This is a genomic window from Serratia sp. FS14 (genome assembly GCF_000695995.1).
Taxonomy (GTDB): domain Bacteria; phylum Pseudomonadota; class Gammaproteobacteria; order Enterobacterales; family Enterobacteriaceae; genus Serratia; species Serratia nematodiphila.
Window position 1 is genome coordinate 2,096,765 of the sequence record NZ_CP005927.1, and the last position, 19,444, is coordinate 2,116,208.

20 protein-coding genes and 1 pseudogene are annotated in these 19,444 nt (G+C 60.4%); 10 read left to right on the plus strand and 11 right to left on the minus strand.

Annotated features, from left to right (window positions below; translation table 11 throughout):
* Positions 1–118: 118 nt before the first annotated feature.
* The gene (locus L085_RS25280) at positions 119–382 is read left to right on the plus strand and encodes a hypothetical protein (RefSeq protein WP_131165109.1); all 264 of its coding nucleotides are present in this window, start codon (positions 119–121) and stop codon (positions 380–382) included.
* A 16-nt stretch (positions 383–398) separates the two neighbouring features.
* On the opposite strand, the gene L085_RS09445 is transcribed toward L085_RS25280, so the two are convergent.
* Together L085_RS09445 and L085_RS09450 are read right to left on the minus strand one after the other, a co-directional pair.
* A complete protein-coding gene (locus tag L085_RS09445) occupies positions 399–1,085 on the minus strand; it encodes a response regulator (protein ID WP_004928904.1) in 687 nt (228 codons plus the stop codon).
* A 32-nt stretch (positions 1,086–1,117) separates the two neighbouring features.
* Positions 1,118–2,710, minus strand: a complete 1,593-nt coding sequence (locus tag L085_RS09450; RefSeq protein ID WP_044030620.1) for a sensor histidine kinase — start codon at positions 2,708–2,710, stop codon at positions 1,118–1,120.
* 326 nt (positions 2,711–3,036) lie between these two features.
* Between L085_RS09450 and L085_RS09455 the strand changes: the two genes are divergently transcribed.
* Positions 3,037–4,392: a 2-hydroxycarboxylate transporter family protein gene (locus L085_RS09455; protein WP_044030621.1), complete on the plus strand. Its 1,356-nt coding sequence runs from the start codon at positions 3,037–3,039 to the stop codon at positions 4,390–4,392.
* 96 nt (positions 4,393–4,488) lie between these two features.
* Here L085_RS09455 and L085_RS09460 read toward each other — a convergent pair whose 3' ends face one another.
* A complete protein-coding gene (locus L085_RS09460; protein ID WP_044030622.1) occupies positions 4,489–5,460 on the minus strand; it encodes a patatin-like phospholipase family protein in 972 nt (323 codons plus the stop codon).
* Positions 5,461–5,666: 206 nt separating this feature from the next.
* Between L085_RS09460 and L085_RS09465 the strand changes: the two genes are divergently transcribed.
* The 3 genes from L085_RS09465 to L085_RS24595 all read left to right on the plus strand — a co-directional run bounded on the left by L085_RS09465 (position 5,667) and on the right by L085_RS24595 (position 7,773).
* Positions 5,667–6,611: an MBL fold metallo-hydrolase gene (locus L085_RS09465; RefSeq protein WP_044030623.1), complete on the plus strand. Its 945-nt coding sequence runs from the start codon at positions 5,667–5,669 to the stop codon at positions 6,609–6,611.
* Between the two features lie 153 nt (positions 6,612–6,764).
* Entirely contained in the window at positions 6,765–7,505 is a 741-nt protein-coding gene (locus L085_RS09470) for an SDR family oxidoreductase (protein WP_044030624.1), read from the plus strand.
* Between the two features lie 64 nt (positions 7,506–7,569).
* Positions 7,570–7,773, plus strand: coding sequence for a DUF1289 domain-containing protein (locus L085_RS24595; RefSeq protein ID WP_015378867.1), 204 nt, complete (start codon positions 7,570–7,572; stop codon positions 7,771–7,773).
* A 61-nt stretch (positions 7,774–7,834) separates the two neighbouring features.
* On the opposite strand, the gene nrdF is transcribed toward L085_RS24595, so the two are convergent.
* The 5 genes from nrdF to L085_RS09495 all read right to left on the minus strand — a co-directional run bounded on the left by nrdF (position 7,835) and on the right by L085_RS09495 (position 12,290).
* Positions 7,835–8,806, minus strand: a complete 972-nt coding sequence (gene nrdF / locus L085_RS09475; RefSeq protein WP_004928917.1) for a class 1b ribonucleoside-diphosphate reductase subunit beta — start codon at positions 8,804–8,806, stop codon at positions 7,835–7,837.
* A gap of 8 nt (positions 8,807–8,814) precedes the next feature.
* Positions 8,815–10,959 carry a class 1b ribonucleoside-diphosphate reductase subunit alpha gene (nrdE, locus tag L085_RS09480; RefSeq protein ID WP_071841619.1) on the minus strand — a complete coding sequence of 715 codons (2,145 nt, stop codon included), beginning with the start codon at positions 10,957–10,959 and terminating at the stop codon, positions 8,815–8,817.
* Positions 10,941–11,345 (minus strand): class Ib ribonucleoside-diphosphate reductase assembly flavoprotein NrdI, encoded by a 405-nt coding sequence (gene nrdI / locus L085_RS09485; RefSeq protein ID WP_015378865.1) that lies wholly within the window; start codon positions 11,343–11,345, stop codon positions 10,941–10,943. Before nrdI ends, nrdE begins: the two co-directional genes overlap by 19 nt.
* 9 nt (positions 11,346–11,354) lie before the next feature.
* Positions 11,355–11,585, minus strand: coding sequence for a glutaredoxin-like protein NrdH (nrdH, locus tag L085_RS09490; RefSeq protein WP_004928934.1), 231 nt, complete (start codon positions 11,583–11,585; stop codon positions 11,355–11,357).
* A gap of 273 nt (positions 11,586–11,858) precedes the next feature.
* Positions 11,859–12,290, minus strand: coding sequence for a carboxymuconolactone decarboxylase family protein (locus tag L085_RS09495; protein WP_015378864.1), 432 nt, complete (start codon positions 12,288–12,290; stop codon positions 11,859–11,861).
* A 95-nt stretch (positions 12,291–12,385) separates the two neighbouring features.
* Here L085_RS09495 and L085_RS09500 point away from each other — a divergent pair.
* A pseudogene (locus L085_RS09500) lies at positions 12,386–13,817 on the plus strand (PLP-dependent aminotransferase family protein).
* Between the two features lie 61 nt (positions 13,818–13,878).
* Here L085_RS09500 and L085_RS09505 read toward each other — a convergent pair.
* Complete coding sequence (locus tag L085_RS09505) at positions 13,879–14,187, minus strand: YqjD family protein (protein ID WP_004928950.1); 309 nt, start codon at positions 14,185–14,187, stop codon at positions 13,879–13,881.
* A 229-nt stretch (positions 14,188–14,416) separates the two neighbouring features.
* On the opposite strand from L085_RS09505, the gene asr reads away from it, so the two are divergent.
* A complete protein-coding gene (asr, locus tag L085_RS09510) occupies positions 14,417–14,767 on the plus strand; it encodes an acid resistance repetitive basic protein Asr (protein ID WP_004928953.1) in 351 nt (116 codons plus the stop codon).
* 196 nt (positions 14,768–14,963) lie between these two features.
* Here asr and L085_RS09515 read toward each other — a convergent pair whose 3' ends face one another.
* Together L085_RS09515 and L085_RS09520 are read right to left on the minus strand one after the other, a co-directional pair.
* Positions 14,964–15,344: a DUF4440 domain-containing protein gene (locus tag L085_RS09515; protein WP_044030626.1), complete on the minus strand. Its 381-nt coding sequence runs from the start codon at positions 15,342–15,344 to the stop codon at positions 14,964–14,966.
* Entirely contained in the window at positions 15,341–16,723 is a 1,383-nt protein-coding gene (locus L085_RS09520) for an MFS transporter (protein ID WP_044030627.1), read from the minus strand. Before L085_RS09520 ends, L085_RS09515 begins: the two co-directional genes overlap by 4 nt.
* 105 nt (positions 16,724–16,828) lie before the next feature.
* Here L085_RS09520 and L085_RS09525 point away from each other — a divergent pair, with 105 nt between their 5' ends.
* The 3 genes from L085_RS09525 to L085_RS09535 all read left to right on the plus strand — a co-directional run bounded on the left by L085_RS09525 (position 16,829) and on the right by L085_RS09535 (position 19,437).
* Positions 16,829–17,725 (plus strand): LysR family transcriptional regulator, encoded by an 897-nt coding sequence (locus L085_RS09525; protein WP_044030628.1) that lies wholly within the window; start codon positions 16,829–16,831, stop codon positions 17,723–17,725.
* 98 nt (positions 17,726–17,823) lie between these two features.
* The gene (locus L085_RS09530) at positions 17,824–18,996 is read left to right on the plus strand and encodes an MFS transporter (RefSeq protein ID WP_044030629.1); all 1,173 of its coding nucleotides are present in this window, start codon (positions 17,824–17,826) and stop codon (positions 18,994–18,996) included.
* Between the two features lie 102 nt (positions 18,997–19,098).
* Positions 19,099–19,437: a DUF2002 family protein gene (locus L085_RS09535; RefSeq protein WP_004928971.1), complete on the plus strand. Its 339-nt coding sequence runs from the start codon at positions 19,099–19,101 to the stop codon at positions 19,435–19,437.
* Positions 19,438–19,444 lie beyond the last annotated feature (7 nt).

Genomic DNA, 19,444 nt, shown 5'->3' on the forward strand with positions numbered 1-19,444 from the left:
CTGTTTCCTCTGGTTTAATTAACGCGTTATGGGCTGTCCTTAGCAAAATAAAAGAGCTTTTTACCCTAACACAGTGAATATCTGAGACAACCCTCAATGTCATTTAAATGGGATATTAGTGGTTTACATCAAGGTTTTAATTAGTTATGGTAATTTGGCCCGTGACTCAAAATTGACGGCCATTATTCGGCATAATGGTTTGGTTTTTGGGAAAATAATACGGTGTGGCGCAGAGAGATATTTTGGCGCCGCGCCTGCCGTTCGGATAATAAAAAACCCGACCAGAGGCCGGGTAAAAGTCATCAGTATTTCATCAATTTTAACGACAGGTGCCGATATCGAGGGGGATATCGTCGGGCGTCATGTTATCGCCTTAGTATGACAGCCAGATGGCAGCCTCAGGCCTTGCGATACAGCCTGCGCGGATGGCCGATATTGCCGTACAGCATCTCCACCCGCACGAACTGGGTGGCGACGCAATATTCCAGATAACGGCGAGCGGTGGTCTTGCTGATGCCGACTTGCTCAACCACGTCTTCCACCGCATGCGCCACCGCCGGCTGGGCGATAAACAGCGCCTGCACCAGCTCCAGCGTGTTGGTTTCGATGCCTTTGGCACTCGGCTCGCTGGAGAACTGTTTCGACTGCAGGTTATACAGCGCATCGACGTTGTCCTGATCGATGATCTTGAAGGTGCGCTGGGTCTGCACGAACTGCATGAAGCGTTCGAGCGAATTGCGCAGCCGCTTGTAGGACACCGGTTTGATGATGTAATCGAAGGCGCCGTTGCGGATCGCCTGGCTGCAGGTATGCATGTCGCTGGCGGCGGTGATGAAGATCACCGAACAGGCGGGGTTTTTTACCGCCGGTTCTTCCATCAGCTCGATGCCCTGGCCGTCCGGTAGAAAGTTGTCCAGCAGGATCAGCCGCGGCTGATGCTCGTTGGCTTTGGCCCGCGCTTCGGCCAGCGTGGCGGCGTAAGCCACCACCCGCAGGTTGAAATTTTTCTCGATGAACTCCGCGTGCAGCGTCGCCAGTTGCGGCTCGTCTTCCACGATCAGAACGTCCAGTGCTAGGTGTGACATAATCGGGTGCTCAAAAAATCGGGTTATGGGTTTTATTTAGGGATAAATATAGAGAATATCGCGCCGTGCGGCTCGTTGTCCGACACTTCTATGCTGCCGTGCGCCTGCGCCACATGGCTGGCGACCAGATGCAGGCCAATGCCGTGGTCGCTTTTATCCGCTTTGGTGGTGACGCCCTGTTCAAACAGCGTATCACGAATCTCCTCGGCGATGCCGGTGCCGCGATCCGCCACCTCGATCACCAGCTCGTCGCTGCCGTCGCTGATATAGAGTTCGATCGCGTCGTGCGGAGCCGGGCAGTGCAGCGTCGCTTCCACCGCATTATCCAGCAGGTTGCCGACGATCGACATCAGTTCGGTCTCATTCAGCGCCGCCGGGATCTGCCGCAGTTGGCAGGCCGGATCGAAGCGCAGCTCGATGCCTTTTTCTCTGGCGCTGGAATATTTGCCCAGCAGCAGGCCGCACAGCGCCGCCGAACTGAAGCGCTGCGAGATGAAATCGAGGATCTCCTGCGCACCCTCCGACTGGGCTTCCACATAGCGAATGGCCTCGTCGTAGCGCTGCATATGCAACAGCCCGGCCAACGTGGCGGTCCAGTTCAGCTGCTCGTGGCGCATGATGCGCAGGTTGTCGGCATAGCGTTTCACCTGGCTGAGCTGGCTGCTCAGGGTATTGATGTCGTTTTTGTCGCGGAAGCTGATCACCCAGCCTTGCAGCTCCTGCTCCTGCATGATGCGCACCCGGCTGGCGATCACCCGCACGTGGTTGAAGCGGCACACCTCGTCGTGCGTATCCTGGCCCAGTTGCGCGGCGGCGAAGAAGTCAGGCTGCGCCTGGATCACGTCGCCGATCGGCCGGCCCAGTAAACTGGCGGCCGGCTGGTGCAGATCCAATAGCTCGCGCGCCGCATGGTTGATGGTGATGATCCGCTGCTGTGGATCGATGGCGATCACGCCCTCATAAATGGCTTCCAGCAGCGCTTTTTGCTGACGCACCAGCAGCGCGATCTCTTTCGGTTCCAGCCAGAACATCTGGCGCTTGAGGTTTTTCGACAGCAGCCAGGAAAAGACGAACAGGGCGATCAGCAGCAGGACGATGGAGCCGATAATTTGCGTCAACGTCCTGGCATTTAAATTATCTATGTGCGATTTCAAATAGCCGACGGAAACGATGCCGATCACGTGATTATTTTCATCCAGGATCGGCGCCTTGCTGCGCAATGAAACGCCAATGCCGCCCTTGCGAATGGAAATAATGCTTTTCCCTTCCAGCACCTCTTTATTATCGCCGCCGATCATCGGCGTACCCAGGCGGCCTTCGTATTCGGAATGATAAAGGTGGCGGGCATGACTATCGCCGATGACGATATAACTGGCGTCGCTGCTGGCGCGGATTTTTTTCATCAGCGCGGCAATTCTGGCGGCGTCGTGTTTTTCCACTGCGTCCACCAGCGAAGGAATGAGGGCGATTTCCCGCGCCTGCACTTGGGCGCGGGCGCCGAGATCGCGGTGCAGCTGCGCATCCAACTGGTAATAGGTGTAGGCGCCGATGCAAGTCAGCAGCAGGCAGGAGAAGGCCACCAGGCACAGAAACAGCTTGATTTGAAATGAGAGTTTGAGGCGCATGGCGGAGCTTCACCGTAAAGAGATCCTGAAGCCTTACCCTATCACGAGAAGCGGGGTCTGTAATATTGCGCCCGATCAACTTGTGATCCTTCACACGGGATTAGAGTGAACCGGACGAGAATTGTTCGCCTGCGATAAAATTGATAAGCTTTAAAATAAAAACGGTATTAACACCATTAAAACCACGCCGGTTTTTACATAATCTTAATTAACCCCATAGAAACCATAACCACCATTAAAAACCCTTTTTAACTTTGAACATAATCACAGCAGATAATCCGTGCGCTTCTCTATGATGGCTGAACAAACTAATAAGAGGCCAGATTATGAGCACAACAGATGATTCTTACCTCGTAGCCAAAGACAAGACCGCCGATATTCCTCTGCGTGAGAAATGGTGGCGGATACTGGACAATTATAAAGTAGGGATTATTCCGTTACCGTTCTTTATTCTGGCCGGCGTATTGATTCTGCTCGACTGCCTGGAAGGCAAATTGCCGAGCGATATCGTGGTGATGGTGGCCACCCTGGCGTTCTTCGGTTTCGCCTGTGGCGAATTCGGCAAACGCCTGCCGTTGATCGGCAAAATGGGCGCGGCGGCGATCTGCGCCACCTTTATTCCTTCCGCGCTGGTGCACTATGGCCTGCTGCCGGACGTGGTGGTGGAATCGACCACCAAGTTCTACAAATCGACCAACATTCTTTATCTCTACATCTGCTGCATCATCGTCGGCAGCATCATGAGCATGAACCGCCAGGTGTTGATCCAGGGTTTCCTGCGCATCTTCATTCCGATGCTGTGCGGCGAGATCGTCGGCATGCTGGTGGGGATGGGCGTCGGCATGGCGCTGGGCCTGGAGCCGTTCCAGATCTTCTTCTTCCTGATCCTGCCGATCATGGCTGGCGGCGTGGGTGAAGGGGCGATCCCGCTATCGATGGGCTACGCGGCGATCCTGCACATGGAGCAGGGCGTGGCGCTGGGGCGCATTCTGCCGATCGCGATGCTCGGCAGCCTGACCGCCATCGTCATCGCCGGTCTGCTCAACCAACTGGGCAAGCGTTATCCGCACCTGACCGGCGAAGGCAGCCTGATGCCGAGTAAGCAGGGCGACAGCAACATGAACGCGGTGGAAAAAATCAGTGGCAAGGTGGACGTCAGCACCATCGCCTGCGGCGCGCTGCTGGCCATTCTGCTGTATATGGTGGGCATGCTGCTGCACCGTCTGATCGGCCTGCCGGCGCCGGTGGGCATGCTGTTCGCCGCCGTGGCGGTGAAACTGGCGCACGGGGTGTCGCCGCGCATTCAGGAAGGCTCGCAGGTGGTGTACAAATTCTTCCGCACCGCCGTGACTTATCCGATCCTGTTCGCGGTCGGGGTAGCCATCACGCCGTGGCAGGAGCTGGTGGACGCGTTTACCGTACAGAACCTGATCGTGATCGTCACGACCGTCAGCGCGCTGGTGGCGACCGGTTTCTTCGTCGGCAAGAAAATCGGCATGCACCCTATCGACGTGGCGATCGTCTCCTGCTGCCAGAGTGGGCAGGGCGGCACCGGCGACGTCGCGATCCTCACCGCCGGCAACCGCATGTCGCTGATGCCGTTCGCCCAGATCGCAACCCGTATCGGCGGCGCTATCAACGTCTCGCTGTCGCTGCTGGTGTTGGCCAAGTTCTTCGTATAACTCCTATAAATCCTTAGCGTTACTTTGCCTTTCCCCGCCCCCGCGGGGATTTTTTTGCCCGCGCGCCGGCCGGCCGCGCAGGCGGGAAAACACCGGTTACGCCGCCTGTTTCATGGCGGCGTCATACCAGGCGAAGTAGCGCTCTACGCCGCGACGGCCGGATTCGATCAGCGCGCGTTTTTTCTCCTCGCTGATGCCGAACTCCAGCGTGCCGACGTCGAGTGTGTCGACATACACGGTGCGCTTCCAGTCGTCGCTGTCCAGATGCACCTTGGTTTGGATGTCCAGCATCACGTTGGCCACCGCCAGGGTGAAATCAAACAGGTTGTTGACCGGCGTGCGCGGGCCGGCCTGGCCGGCGGCCTGGGCGATTTCGCTGGCGGAATCCAGGCGAAGGCCCAGCGTGCGGGTGTTGATGCGCTGGCTGGCGCTGTCGATGTAAGGCGGCGTGGCGGAGAAGTCATAATCGAATAGCCGCACCGGATAGTTGTCGATCATGCCACCGTCGATGCACAGGTCGCCCAGGGTATTATTCTTCGCCACGAAGGCGAACGGGAACGACATCGAAATGCGCAGGCCGTCCGCCACTTTCATGCGCGGCGTGGTGCGGTGAGAATAGACCTCGCGCTGACCGCTGTTGAGATTGGCGCCGATAAAGTAAATCGACTTGAACCCTTTCGCCGTTTTCATCGCTTCGAACTGCTCGAAGGTAATATCCGGGTTGCCGGTATATTGTTTGATAATATCGCGCGACCATTGATAGAAATAATCGCCGGGCGCGATGCCGTATTGATTAAACAGGCGATAGGCGTCCTGGATCGTGCCGAAAAAGCCGCCGTTATAATCGAGGAATTTTTTAAAATCCATCGCCGACAGAATTTTGGTTACGTCTGCCGAGCTGCAGCCCAGGCCGACCAGCAGTGCGGCGATGGCGCCCGCCGAGGCACCGGAGGTTTGCTTGATCTGCGGCATGATGCCTTTGGCTTCCAGCAGCTCCAGCGCGCCGCCATAGGCGATGCCTTTTACGCCGCCGCCTTCAAAGACCAGGTTTTCGAATTGATAGCTCATGTTATTTCCTTATTCGTGGTTTAGGGAGTAAGGAAAATAACCAAGTGGCGAACGAGAAAATATGGATTGGGGTTGTGTGGGGCGACAAACAAAATTATTCACAATAAATATATTGTTTATATATTTATCAAAGGCATTTATTAAACAGGCGCATCGGGCCTTTTGCGTCAATACTTAGCGCTGTTCAATTCTCGCAAGGAGTCATCATGTTCTGGAAACGTTGTCTGTTGGGCGCGGCGCTGGCCGTTATGTCGTTACAGGCCGGCGCCGCCGCGCCGCAGGCCAAAACCCCGACGCCGGGATTTTACCGCATCATGCTGGGCAGCTTTGAAGTGACCGCGTTGTCCGACGGCATTATTCGCCTGCCGGCGGACAAGCTGTTGCTGAACAGTACGCCGCAGCAGATCGCCGCCGGGTTGGCCGAGCGGCATCAAAGCCTGCCGGTGGTCACCTCGGTCAATGCCTATCTGATCAACACCGGCGACAAGCTGGTGATGATCGACAGCGGCGCCGGCCAGCTGCTGGGCGACGGCCTGGGCAAGCTGGTGGATAACCTGCGTGCGGCGGGCTACCAGCCGGAGCAGGTGGATGAAATCTACCTGACCCACATGCACCCGGACCACCTCGGCGGCCTGACGCACGACGGCAAGGCGGTATTCCCCAATGCGGTGGTGCGCGCCGCCAGCCAGGACGCGGACTTCTGGCTAAGCGCGGACAAACTGAAACAGGCTAGCGCGGGCAATAAGAGCAACTTCGAAAGGGCTCAGGCAGTGATCAAGCCGTATCAGGCGGCCGGCCACTTTAAGCCGTTCAGCGGCGACGGTGAGCTTTCCCCGGGCATTGCCGCCTTTGCCGCCCACGGCCATACGCCGGGGCATAGCGTGTATCAGGTGACCAGCCAGGGCCAGAAGCTGTTGCTGCTGGGGGATCTGATCCACGTGGCGGCGGTGCAGATGCCGCATCCGAAGGTGGCTATCAGCTTTGATAATGACGCCAAGGCGGCGGTCGCTCAGCGGCTGCGGATATTTGGCGATAGCGCGCGGCAGAGCGAGCTGGTGGGGGGCGCACACCTGTCGTTCCCGGGGTTGGGGTATTTGAACCGCCAGGGCGACGGTTATACCTGGGTGCCATTGAACTACGGCGCGCTGTAATGGAGATGGCCGCCCAACGGGCGGCCATCGTAAGCGCCTTGGGGACATTGTTCGAAAATTTGGGATTATGATGCCAGAGAATCGGGGCTGATTCGCCGTGATAAACAGTGCATGATTAACGTCATGCCTGTCGTTTTCTTTAAGGAGCTCCCGATGAACCAGAAAACTCACTCCGTCGCCATCGTCACCGGCGCATCCCGCGGCATCGGCGCGGCCATCGCCGAGCGTCTGGCCGCCGATGGCTTTACCGTCATCATCAACTATTCGGGCAATCCGGCGCCGGCCGATGAGCTGGTGGGCAAGATAGAACAGCGCGGCGGCCGCGCCTTGAGCGTCAAGGCCGACGTCAGCGATGCGGCTGCGGTCGCCCGGCTGTTCGACAGTGCTGAACAGGCGTTTGGCGGCGTCGACGTGCTGGTCAATAACGCCGGAGTGATCGCGCTGGCGCCGATAGCGGACATGAAGGATGAAGACGTGGATCGCCTGCTCGACATCAACCTGAAAGGCAGCTTCAATGCGATGCGCGAGGCGGCGAAGCGCCTGCGCGACAATGGCCGCATCATCAACTTCTCCTCCAGCGTGGTGGGGTTGCTGCAGCCGGGGTACGGCATGTATGCCGCCAGTAAGGCGGCGATCGAAGCGCTGACCAGCGTGCTGGCGAAAGAGCTGCGCGGCCGCAATATCACGGTGAACGCCGTCGCGCCGGGGCCGACCGCCACCGGCTTGTTCCTCGACGGCAAAACCCCGGAGCTTATCGAGCGGCTGGCGAAGATGGCGCCGCTGGAGCGTCTGGGCACGCCGGAAGATATCGCCGCGGCGGTGGCTTTCCTCGCCGGGGCCGACGGCGGCTGGATCAATGGCCAAACCCTGCGCGCCAACGGCGGCATCATCTGATTGGCGACGCGCCGCCGCCGGATCGGGTATCCTGTGGCGGAACATATCACATCAAGGGCAACGTATGGCGGGTCACACTCAGCAATCCCATCCTGGCGTCAGATCGCCCTGTGTCAGCCTGTGCCGGATCGACGACGAAACCCAGCAGTGCCGCGGATGCCGGCGCACGCGGGCGGAGATCGCCGCCTGGCCGACCGCCAGCGACGCGGAGAAACGCGCTATTTGGCGGCGGCTTGAGCTGCGTGCGGAATTCAAGCAAAACACATAGTCGCGAGAGCACGACACGCCGCACTCCCGTGAAGGTTTATTCCTGATACGGCTAGCCAGCCTCAGAAATCCCAGTCCTCATCCTCGGTGTTGACCGCCTTGCCGATAACGTAGGACGAACCTGAACCGGAGAAGAAGTCGTGGTTTTCGTCGGCGTTCGGCGACAGCGCCGACAGGATCGCCGGGTTGACCTCCGCCATCGCCGGTGGGAACAGCGCTTCATACCCGAGGTTCATCAGCGCCTTGTTGGCGTTGTAGTGCAGGAAGGTCTTCACGTCTTCCGTCCAGCCGACGCCGTCGTACAGCTCCTCGGTGTAACGCACCTCGTTGTCGTACAGATCCTGCAGCAGATCGAAGGCGAAGTTTTTCACCTGCTGGCGCCGTGCGGCGTCCACTTTCTCCAGCCCTTTCTGGAACTTATAGCCGATATAGTAGCCGTGCACCGCTTCGTCGCGAATGATCAGGCGGATCAGATCGGCGGTGTTGGTCAGCTTGGCGCGGCTGGACCAGTACATCGGCAGGTAAAAACCCGAATAGAACAGGAACGACTCGAGGAACACGCTGGCGACTTTTTTCAGCAGCGGATCGTCGCTGCGGTAGTGCGCCAGAATGATGCCGGCTTTCTTCTGCAGCGCGCGGTTTTCCTCGCTCCAGCGATAGGCGTCATCCACGTCCGGCGTTTGGCACAGGGTGGAGAAGATTGAGCTGTAAGAGCGGGCGTGCACCGCCTCCATAAAACTGATGTTGGAGTACACCGCCTCTTCGTGCGGCGTCAGCGCATCGGCGATCAGGGCCGGCGCGCCGACGGTGTTCTGGATGGTGTCCAGCAGCGTCAGCCCGGTGAACACCCGAATGGTCAGCTGTTGCTCCTTCGGCGTCAGCGTGGCCCAGGAGGGGATATCGTTGGACAGCGGCACCTTCTCCGGCAGCCAGAAGTTGGAGGTCAGGCGGTTCCACACCTCCAGATCCTTGTCGTCTTCGATGATGTTCCAGTTGATGGCGCGCACCAGCGGCGCCGATGTTACGGTCGTCATAAGTTGCCTCACAGCGAGCAGGACACGCAGCCCTGCACCTCGGTGCCTTCCAGCGCCATCTGGCGCAGGCGGATGTAGTAAATGGTCTTGATGCCTTTGCGCCAGGCGTAGATCTGCGCGCGGTTGATGTCGCGGGTAGTGGCGGTATCGCGGAAGAACAACGTCAGCGACAGCCCCTGATCGACGTGTTGCGTGGCGGCGGCATAGGTATCGATGATTTTCTCCGGGCCAATCTCGTAGGCATCCTGGTAATACGCCAGGTTGTCGTTGGTCATGTAAGGCGCCGGGTAGTAAACGCGGCCGATCTTGCCTTCTTTGCGGATCTCGATGCGCGAAACGATCGGATGAATGCTGGAGGTGGCGTTGTTGATGTACGAGATGGAACCGGTCGGCGGCACCGCCTGCAGGTTCTGGTTGTACAGCCCGTGCATCATCACCGACTGGCGCAGCGCGCGCCACTCGTCGCGGCCCGGAATGGCGATGCCGGCGGTGGCGAACAGCTCGCGCACCCGCACGGTCTGCGGCAGCCAGTCGCGCTCGGTGTATTTGTCGAAGTACTCGCCGCTGGCATAGCGCGAGTGCTCAAAGCCGTCGAACGCGCCGCCGCGCTCGATCGCCAGCCGATTCGAGGCGCGGATGGCGTGATAGGCCACGGTATAGAAATAGAGATTGGTGAAGTCGATGCCTTCTTCCGAGCCGTAGAAGATACGCTCGCGCGCCAGGTAACCGTGCAGGTTCATCTGACCGAGACCGATGGCGCGGGCGCTGCGGTTGCCTTCGGCGATCGACGGCACCGAGCGGATGTCGCTCATGTCGGCCACCGCGGTCAGCGCACGGATCGCGGTCTCGATCGCTTTGCCGAAGTCCGGCGCGTCCATGGTTTTGGCGATGTTCAGCGAGCCGAGGTTGCAGGAGATGTCCTTGCCGATGCGATCGTAGCTCAGATCCTCATGATACGTACTGGCGCGGTTAACCTGCAGGATCTCCGAACACAGGTTGCTCATGTTGATGCGACCGGCGATCGGGTTCTCCCGGTTGACCGTGTCCTCGAACATGACATACGGGTAGCCGGATTCGAACTGGATCTCCGCCAGCACCTGGAAGAATTCGCGCGCATTGATGCGCGACTTGCGGATGCGCTTGTCGTCCACCATCTCGCGGTACTTCTCGCTGACGGCAATCTCCGAAAACGGCACGCCATACACCCGCTCGACGTCGTAGGGCGAGAACAGGTACATCTCCTCGTTGTTCTTCGCCAGCTCAAAGGTGATATCCGGGATCACCACCCCCAGCGACAGCGTTTTGATGCGGATCTTCTCGTCGGCGTTTTCCCGCTTGGTGTCGAGAAAACGCAGAATGTCCGGGTGGTGGGCGTTGAGATACACCGCGCCGGCTCCCTGGCGTGCGCCGAGCTGGTTGGCGTAGGAGAAGGCATCTTCGAGCATTTTCATGATCGGAATGACGCCGGAAGACTGGTTCTCGATGCGCTTGATCGGCGCGCCCACTTCGCGAATATTGCTCAGCAGGAAGGCCACGCCGCCGCCGCGTTTCGACAGCTGCAGCGCGGAGTTCACCGCCCGGCCGATCGATTCCATATTGTCTTCGATGCGTAGCAGGAAGCAGGAGACCAGTTCGCCGCGCTGGCGTTTGCCGCAGTTGAGGAAGGTCGGCGTGGCCGGCTGGAAGCGGCCCGAAATCATCTCCTCCACCAGATCCTGCGCCAGGGCGGTATCGCCCGCCGCCAGCGTCATCGCCACCATGCACACCCGATCTTCGTAGCGTTCCAGATAGCGCTTGCCGTCGAAGGTTTTGAGCGTATAGCTGGTGTAGTACTTGAAGGCGCCGAGGAAGGTCTCGAAGCGGAATTTTTTGGCGTAGGCCTGCTGGAACAGCTGCTTGATAAACGGGAACTCGTACTGCGCCAGCACCTGCGGCTCGTAGTAGCCTTCTTCCACCAGATAGCGCAGCTTTTCCTCCAGGTTATGGAAGAACACGGTGTTTTGGTTGACGTGCTGCAGGAAGTAGTGCCGCGCCGCCAGCCGATCCTTGTCGAACTGGATCCGGCCTTCCGCATCGTAAAGATTGAGCATCGCGTTGAGCGAATGGTAATCCAGCGCGCCCGTCTCGGGCCTGGTCAGTTCTGTCGTTGCCAAAATGCGGTTACTCCCTGTCGAACGTTTTCAACGTCTTGCGCGGTGCCGAGCAGCTCGAAGCGGTACAAAAATGGCACCTGGCATTTTTTGGCGATGATGTCGCCGGCGATGCCGTACGCTGCGCCGAAGTTGGTGTTCCCGGCGGCGATGACGCCGCGCAGGTATGAACGGTTTTGCGGAACGTTGAGAAAGCGGATCACCTGGATCGGCACCGCGCCGACGGCGCTGCCGCCGCCATAGCTGGGCACGATCAAGATATAGGGTTGTTCCATCAGCAATTTGCTGCGGGCGCCGGCGATCGGAATGCGGATCGCCGGCAGGCCCAGTTTCTCAACGAATCGGTGGGTGTTCTCCGAACTGCTGGAGAAATAGACCAGCGGATTCATCGTCGAGCCTCAGCAGGTGAGCGCCAGCGCGCCGATTTTGTCCGGCCGGAAACCGGACCAGTGATCGTCACCGGCGATAATCACCGGAACCTGCTGATAACCTAATGATTTAACGTGGTTCAGCGCCTGCTGATCCTGGGTGAGATCGATCACCTGATAATCAATCCCCTGCTTATCAAATGCGCGATAGGTGGCGTTGCACTGGACACAGTCCGGCTTACTGTAAATAATAATGCTCATGATTCGCATTTACCTTTAGGCTGAAGGAAAGGCGGACAAGTCAGATAACGGAGCATCGTTCCTGGCGTTTCTGACGGCGTTATCAACCGAACGACATTCCCTGCGGCTGACCTATAAAATACTATATGTTGATATTTGTTTTATCAACCACGCTATATATGGTGTTTTGTGGGGTTGGGTGCGCAGACCGCGTCGGGGCTGGGAAGGCGAGGGGAAAATTTTTTTGCGGGTAGGAAATTCCCCCCTCTCAGAGAAGAGGGGGAGGCGAACGCATTATTGGCGCATGCTGACGGCCAGCCGGTTGAAGGCGTTCATGATGCTGATGGCGAAGGTCAGATCGGCGATCTCGGTATCGCTGAAGTGCGCTTTCAGCGCCTCAAAAGCGCTGTCCGGCGCGCCGGTGGCGGCGATCAGCGTCACCGACTCGGCCCATTCCAGCGCGGCGCGTTCGCGCTCGCTGAACTCATGGCTGACGCGCCAGCCCGCCAGCGTATCGAGTTTGGCGTGGCTGAAGCCGCTTTCGCGCAGCGCTTTACCGTGCATGTCCAGGCAGTAGGCGCAGCCGTTGATCTGCGAAACGCGCATAAACATCAACTCGATGGTCGCTTTGTCCAGAGCGCCTTTCTCCAGCGCCATCAGCGCGCTCACCATATTTTTGTACGGGGCGGGCGCCAGCTCGGCGTAATTCAAACGTTGCTTAATCATGGTCAACCTCAATCGATAGTAACGAAATCATGCCGCTACTTTAGCGGCCTTATGGTCTATGCTATAGGGCCATAAAATGATTATTTAACCGGGCCATGATGCCAACTTTCCTGACCTCGCTGCGTTTGGACAGCCGGCTCGCCGAACCGCTGTACCGGCAGATTTATCTGCGAATCAAAGACGCCATCGCCCAGGGCAACCTGGCGGCGGGCAGCCGGCTGCCTTCGGTGCGCGGGTTGGCGAGCGATCTTGGCGTGGCGCGCGCCACGGTGGAAAGCGCCTACGCGCAACTTATTGCCGAAGGTTTCTTGCAGAGCCGGGGGGCAGGCAGGCACCTATGTCTCGCCGCAGTTGCCGCCCATGCAGGGGGCGGCGTCCGCTGCACCGCCGCTGCCGGCGGTGGCGCCCGATCCGCTGCAGCCGCAGGGCATGCTGCAGCCTTTCCAACTGGGCGTGCCGGCGCTGGATGCGTTTCCACGTGCGCTGTGGCAGCGCATTGTCGCCCGCCAGCTGCGCGGTTCTACGGTGGCTTCCCTGGCGCTGCCGCCGGCCGGCGGCCTGCCTGAACTGCGTGAGGCGCTCGCCCATTATCTGCATTTGTCGCGCGGCATCAGCTGCCAGCCGGAGCAGATTTTCCTCTGCGCCGGCTACCCGGCGCTGTTGGACTGGGTGGTGGAGACGCTGTTGCACGCCGGTGACGCGGTATGGATTGAAGATCCCGGTTATCCGGTTACGCGCCCGCTGCTGCGGGCCGCCGGCGTGAGGCCGCTCGCCGTGCCGGTGGATGAACAGGGCATGGACGTGGCCGCCGGTATCCTGACTGAGCCCGAGGCGCGCCTGGCGGTGGTCACGCCGACTCATCAGAGCCCGCTCGGCGTCTCGCTCAGCCTGGCGCGGCGGATGGCGCTGCTCGACTGGGCGCAGCAGCGCGGGGCCTGGATCCTCGAGGATGACTACGACAGCGAGTTTCGCTATCACGGGCGGCCATTGCCGCCGCTGAAAAGCCTCGACGTTCAGGGGCGGGTGCTGTATGCCGGCACCTTCAGCAAAACGCTGTTCCCGGCGCTGCGCATGGCTTATTTGGTAGTGCCCGCCGGTCTGACGGAGGCATTCGCGCGCAGCAGCCGGCTGCGCGGCTGCGGCTGCCCGCCGTTGCTGCAGGCAAGCGTGGCGGATTTCATCCGCCAAGGGCATTTCTACCGCCACCTGAAACGCATGCGGCCGCTGTACCGCCAGCGGCGCGAGTGGTTGACGCAGGCGCTGGAACGGCGACTGGAGGCGTGGCTGACGGTGGTGCCGCAGCAAGGGGGCATTCAGCTGTTGGCCCGGCTGTGCGACGGCATGGCGGATGCGCCCTTGGCGGCGCTGGCGTGGCAACAGGGGCTGGCGGTGCAGGCGCTCTCAGACTGGCGCATCGACCATCCGGCGGGGCAGGGGTTACTGTTGGGATTCGCCAATTTCAGCCGGCGAGAGGAGGCGGAGCGGGCGGTGCAGGGGCTAGCGCAGCTGTTTAAACACGCAAATTAAACGGCCCGCGATTTCCGCGGGCCAGACGCACATCTGTTTTATCTTTATGACTGCAGGGGTGTTAACGCCGGGCCAGCAGCACGCCGAGCACGATGCCGACAGCGGCACCGATCCCTACGCCCTGCCAAGGTTTGTCACGCACATAGCTGTCGGCTTGATCGACCGCGTCGCGCGCATGCTGTGTCAGACTGGTGGAGCCGTTGAACCGCGCCCTGGCGTCGCGCAACACGCCTTTCGCCTTGCTGTGCAGCTCTTTCAGTTCCTCTTTGGTCTTGTCACCGGACTCGCGCAACACTTCATCCAGCGTATCGGCCAACAGAGTGACGTCCTGATCGATGTCGCGTTCTGTTCTTTCCGCTTTCTTAAACATTCAGCTCTCCATTTCGACACATGTCTTTTAAGTGTAGACCATGTCGAGATTTGCGTGGCCGATCACGGAAAAAAACCGCCGTCACGCAGGTGTTTGCCGGCACCTGGGCTTTGTACATTTGGTTACTCGGCGAAACCAATCACTCACGGAAGCGGCGGTTTGATTCCACTAGTATCTGTTTCAACGGCTCCACCGGAGCTTACCGAAACAACACTCTGAGGATTTAAAGATGAAAAAAGTATTAGCGCTGATCGTTGCTGCCACTATGGGTCTGTCTTCTGTTGCTTTCGCTGCTGATACTGCAGCTACTGCTCCGGCTACCACCACCGCGCCAGCTGCGACCACCACCACCGCTGCGCCAGCGGCTGCTGCTGAAAAAGCGCCAGCTAAAGCGACGCACCACAAGAAAGCCAAGCACCACAAAAAAGCGCCAGCCCAGAAAGCTCAGGCCGCTAAAAAGCACCACAAAAAAGCGCCAGCTCAGAAAGCCCAGGCTGCTAAAAAACACCACAAAAAAGCGCCAGTGCAGAAAGCTCAGGCCGCTAAAAAACACCACAAAAAAGCCGGTAAAAAAGCTTAATTAAGTGATGTTTGCGGAACCGACAAGGTTCCGCATTCTACAGCCCGTATTCCAGACACCCGGTCTTTCCGGGTGTCTTCTTTTGAGGCTACTCACGATGATCCATCGCTATCTGTTTGAAGTCATTTTCAGCGCGGTAACCCTGTGCGGGGTGATCGTCGGTTGGGAACTGTTTCTGGCCGGCAGCTTCCTGTAATTATTGCGCCGCGGCGGTTTCGTGCAAATGCCGCCAGCCGAGCGCGTCGGGCAGGCGTTCAAACACCACCGTGGAGTAGCGCAGCGTGGCGCTTTGCCCCGGCAGACTCTGTTTTTCCCGGTAGCTGACTACCGCGCCCGTCGGCCATTCGGCCACCAGCTTCATCTCTTCTATCTCGATTTCCAGTCCCGGTTTGGCGGCGCGATGCGCGCGGAAAAAAGCGCACAGCGCGGTGAAATCCAGCGGGGCGCCGTTCAGCGCGATCATGCTGAAATCCGGCATAAAGCGTGCCAGCAGCGCTTGCTCTTCTCCGGCCCCTTTGCCCAGCCAGCGTTCAATGGCGATGTGGGCGTCGATCACTTCGGTAAAATACGGGTTCATAAAGCATCCTGTTGAGCGTTGAGTTGGCGCACGATGGCGCGGTTGGCGAGGCGCAGGCACAGCAGCAGCGGGATAAGTACGCTGGTGCCCGCCAGAATGAAGCAGGTGCGGTAAGCCGCTGCGGGCGGCAACACGGCCAGCAGCAGATTCAGCAGCAGGCTGAGCAGCGCCACGCCGAGGCAAAAACTGAGTTGGCGGTTGATGTTCCACAGCGCACTGGCGTCCGCCAGCTGAGCGTCGGGGATCTGCAGGAACGCGCTGCTCTGCGCGGTGCTGCTGCACAGGCTGCCGCCGAACCCCATCAGGGCGAAGGCGGCGATCTGCAGCGCGTGCTGCCCGGCCTGATCGATCTGCGCCAACGTCAGCATGCCGGCGCCTTGCAGTAGGCAGCCGACGATCAGCAGCGGCCGCGGGCCGAGGCGGTTAAAGGTTTTGCCGGTCAGCGTGATGGCCAGGAACGATGCCAGCGCCCAGGGCAGCATCAGGCCGCCGACCTGTGCGGCGGGCATCCCCAGCTGGTTTTGCAGATACAGCATTGCCACCAGGCTGACGCCGATGAACAGGCCGGGAATGCACAAATAAACCGCCATGGCGTTGCGCAGCAGCGGATCGCCGACCAGCCGCAGGTTCAGCAGCGGCTGCGGGGTGCGTAGACTATGGCGCAAATAATAGGCCAGCACCAGCAGACCGGCGGCCAGCAGCGCCGCGCCGGAAACCTGATGGCCGGCCTCGCTCAGCCGGGTCAGGCCGAGCAGCAGCAACGTTAGCGCCGCGCAGCCGCTCAGCAGCCCCGTGGCGTCGAGCGGTTTACGCGCCGCCGTCGGCGCTTCCGCGCGCAGCCACAGCGCCGCCAGCGCCAGGGCCAGAGCCGCCAGCGGCAGGTTGGCGAAAAACACCCAGCGCCAGTCCAACCGATCGACGAGCCAGCCGCCCAGCGCCGGTGACAGCGCCGGCGCCAGCAGCCCGACTAACATGATGGCCGCCGACAGCCCGGCGCGTTCATGGCTGCGATACAGCTGATAGGTCAGCGTCTGGCCGATGGGGATCAGCAAGCCGCCGCCCATGCCTTGCAGGGTGCGCCAGCCGATCAGCGCCCCGATGCTCTCGGCGTTGCCTGCGCCGAGGGTGGCCAGCATGAACAGCGCCAGCGAGAGCAGAAACACCCGCCGCCCGCCGATGCGCTGCGCCAGCCAGGCGCTGAGCGGGATCACCAGCGTCAGGCCGAGAATATAGCCGTTGCTGACCCACGCCAGTTGGCTGACCGACGCCCGCATCGCCTGGCCGATGGCGGGGTAGGCGACGTTGGCGATAAACATATTGATCAGATCGACGAAAAAGCCGAGCAGATAGACGATTGCCACTTTGCTGCGATAAGACATAGTGCCTCCGGTTGAAGGCGAGCAGTGTAGCGGGGGGAAAAGTGCGGATAAATCGGCGGCGGGCGATTACACTGTCAAAATGATTTTGACAATAAGGGCGGCGAAATGCTGAATTTGCAGCGCCTGGCGATCTTCGCGGCGGTGGTGGAGGCGGGCAGCTTTACCGCAGCGGCGGCGGCGCTGGGGCAAACCAAGGCGGTGGTGAGCTTTAACGTCAAGCAGCTGGAGAACGAACTGGGGGTGTCACTGCTGGCGCGCAGCACCCGCCGATTATCGCTGACCGATGCCGGCGAACGCTTCTACCAGCGCAGCCTGCAGCTGTTGCAGGAGGCGGAGAACGTGCTGGACGACGTGCGCCGCGATCATCATGGGCTGAGCGGCGTGCTGCGCATCACCAGCACGCCGGAGTACGGCGCGCAGGTGGTGGCGCCGGCGCTGGCGGCGTTTTCGCGCCAGCATCCGCGCCTGCGCATCCAGCATGTCTCTTCTTCTTATCATGCCGATCTGATTTCGGAGCGCTTCGACGTGGCGATCCGCCTGGGCCAGCTGGCGGATTCCAGCCACCGCGCGGCCTTGATCGACAGCTTCGCCATTTTTCCGGTGGCGGCGTCGGATTATCTGGCCGACCGGCCGATCCATTCGCTGACGGATCTGGCGCAGGCGCAGTGGATCGCCCACAGCCGGCTCAGTTCGCCCCTCAGCTGGCAGGTGGTCACGCCGCAGCGCGAAGCGGTGCTGTTCAAGGTCGCGGACGCCGCGATGCTCACCGGCGACAGCGCTGCGGCATTGCTGGCGTTCGCCCTGCATGGCGGCGGGGTGGCGCTGCTGCCGGCGTGGCTGGCGCAGCCCGAGATCGACACCGGCAGGCTGCAGCGGTTGCTGCCGGATCACCGTTTCCCCGAGCAGAGCATCTATGCGCTCTACCCGAATACCCGCCATGTGCCGGAGAAGGTGCGGGCGTTTATCGATTTTCTGCGCGTGCGGGTGGCGGCAAACCGTTAGCGAAATAATAATTCGTTATCACTCTCTCATTTATCATCAAATCTCATCGGGGTATGCTGGAGGGCTTCGTCTACCTCGTCCGATGCGAGCCACCTTCGATGACCGCAGAAAATAACTTCCAGCTGAACCGACGCATTCTGTCCGTGGTGATGTTCACCTTCGTCTGCTACCTGACCATTGGCCTGCCGCTGGCGGTGCTGCCGGGATTTGTGCATGACCACCTGGGCTACAACTCGGTGCTGGCGGGCCTTATCATCAGCGCGCAGTACTTCGCCACGCTGTTCAGCCGCCCGCATGCCGGGCGCTACGCCGATCAGCTGGGGCCGAAGAAGGTGGTGCTGTTCGGCCTGACGTGCTGCGGCGCCAGCGGGCTGTTTTACGCGCTGGCGTTTGGCGTTGACGGTTATCCGTGGCTCAGCCTGCTGTTTCTGTGCGTGGGGCGGGTGTTTCTCGGCGTCGGCGAAAGCTTCGCCAGCACCGGTTCCACGCTGTGGGGCATCGGCCGGGTCGGGGCGATGCACACCGCACGGGTGATTTCCTGGAACGGCGTCGCCACCTACGGGGCGATGGCGGCCGGCGCGCCGCTCGGCGTGTACCTGAATCAGCAGTGGGGCTTGGCCGGGGTGGCGGCGCTGATCGTGCTGGCGGTCGCGGTGGCGCTGCTGTTGGCGAGCGGCAAGCCGGACGTCTCGATCGCCGCCGGGCAGCGCATCGCCTTCAGCGCGGTGTTCGGCCGCATCTGGGCCTATGGTCTCGGGCTGGCGATGGGCACCGTCGGCTTCGGCGTCATCGCCACGTTCATCACCCTTTACTACGCCGACAAGGGCTGGAGCGGCGCGGCGTTTTCGCTGACGCTGTTCAGCTGCGCCTTCGTCGGCATCCGCCTGATCTTCAGCAACGTCATCAACCGCCACGGCGGGTTGAAGGTGACGCTGGCATCGTTTCTGGTCGAGATCGTCGGGCTGCTGTTGATCTGGCAGGCCGGCGAACCCTGGATGGTGCAAACCGGCGCGTTGCTGGCCGGCGCCGGTTTTTCGCTGGTGTTCCCGGCGCTGGGCGTTGAGGCGGTGAAACAGGTGCCGCCGCAGAACCAGGGCACGGCGCTCGGCACTGATTCGGCGTTCCTCGACCTGGCGTTGGGCATCACCGGCCCGCTGGCCGGGCTGCTGATTGGGCAGGCGGGCGTGCCGTCGATCTATCTGGCGGCGGCACTGCTGGTGGCGATCGGGGTGCTGCTCACCCTGCGTCTGCTGCAGCGCAGCCGGCGCTGATTCAGGAATAGTCCGAAACCCGGATTCCTCCCCAGAAAATCGTTGTTTCGGTGAATGATTACGGTAAGGTCGCTCAGCGGTCCAGAATGAGAGGAGGAATCGATGTATTTACGGCCGGATGAAGTGGCTAAAGTGTTGGAGAATACCGGCTTTGAGCGTGATTATGTCACCGATCAGGCCTATGGCTACCGCAAGGGTACGCATTATGTGTATGTGAATCGCGAAGCGCGGATGGGCAGAACCGCATTGGTGATCCACCCGGCGTTGAAAGAGAGAAGCGTGCATTTCGCCACGCCGACCTCCCCGGTGCGCACCAGCGAGCAGTATCTGGAGTTTCCCCTGGATTTAAGCAGCGACGCCCCGAACCTGCGTTACGGCATCGCACACGGCTTCAGCTCGCGCGAAGCGCTGTCGCGCTACCTCTACAGCATGTTCCTGTAATCGGTCC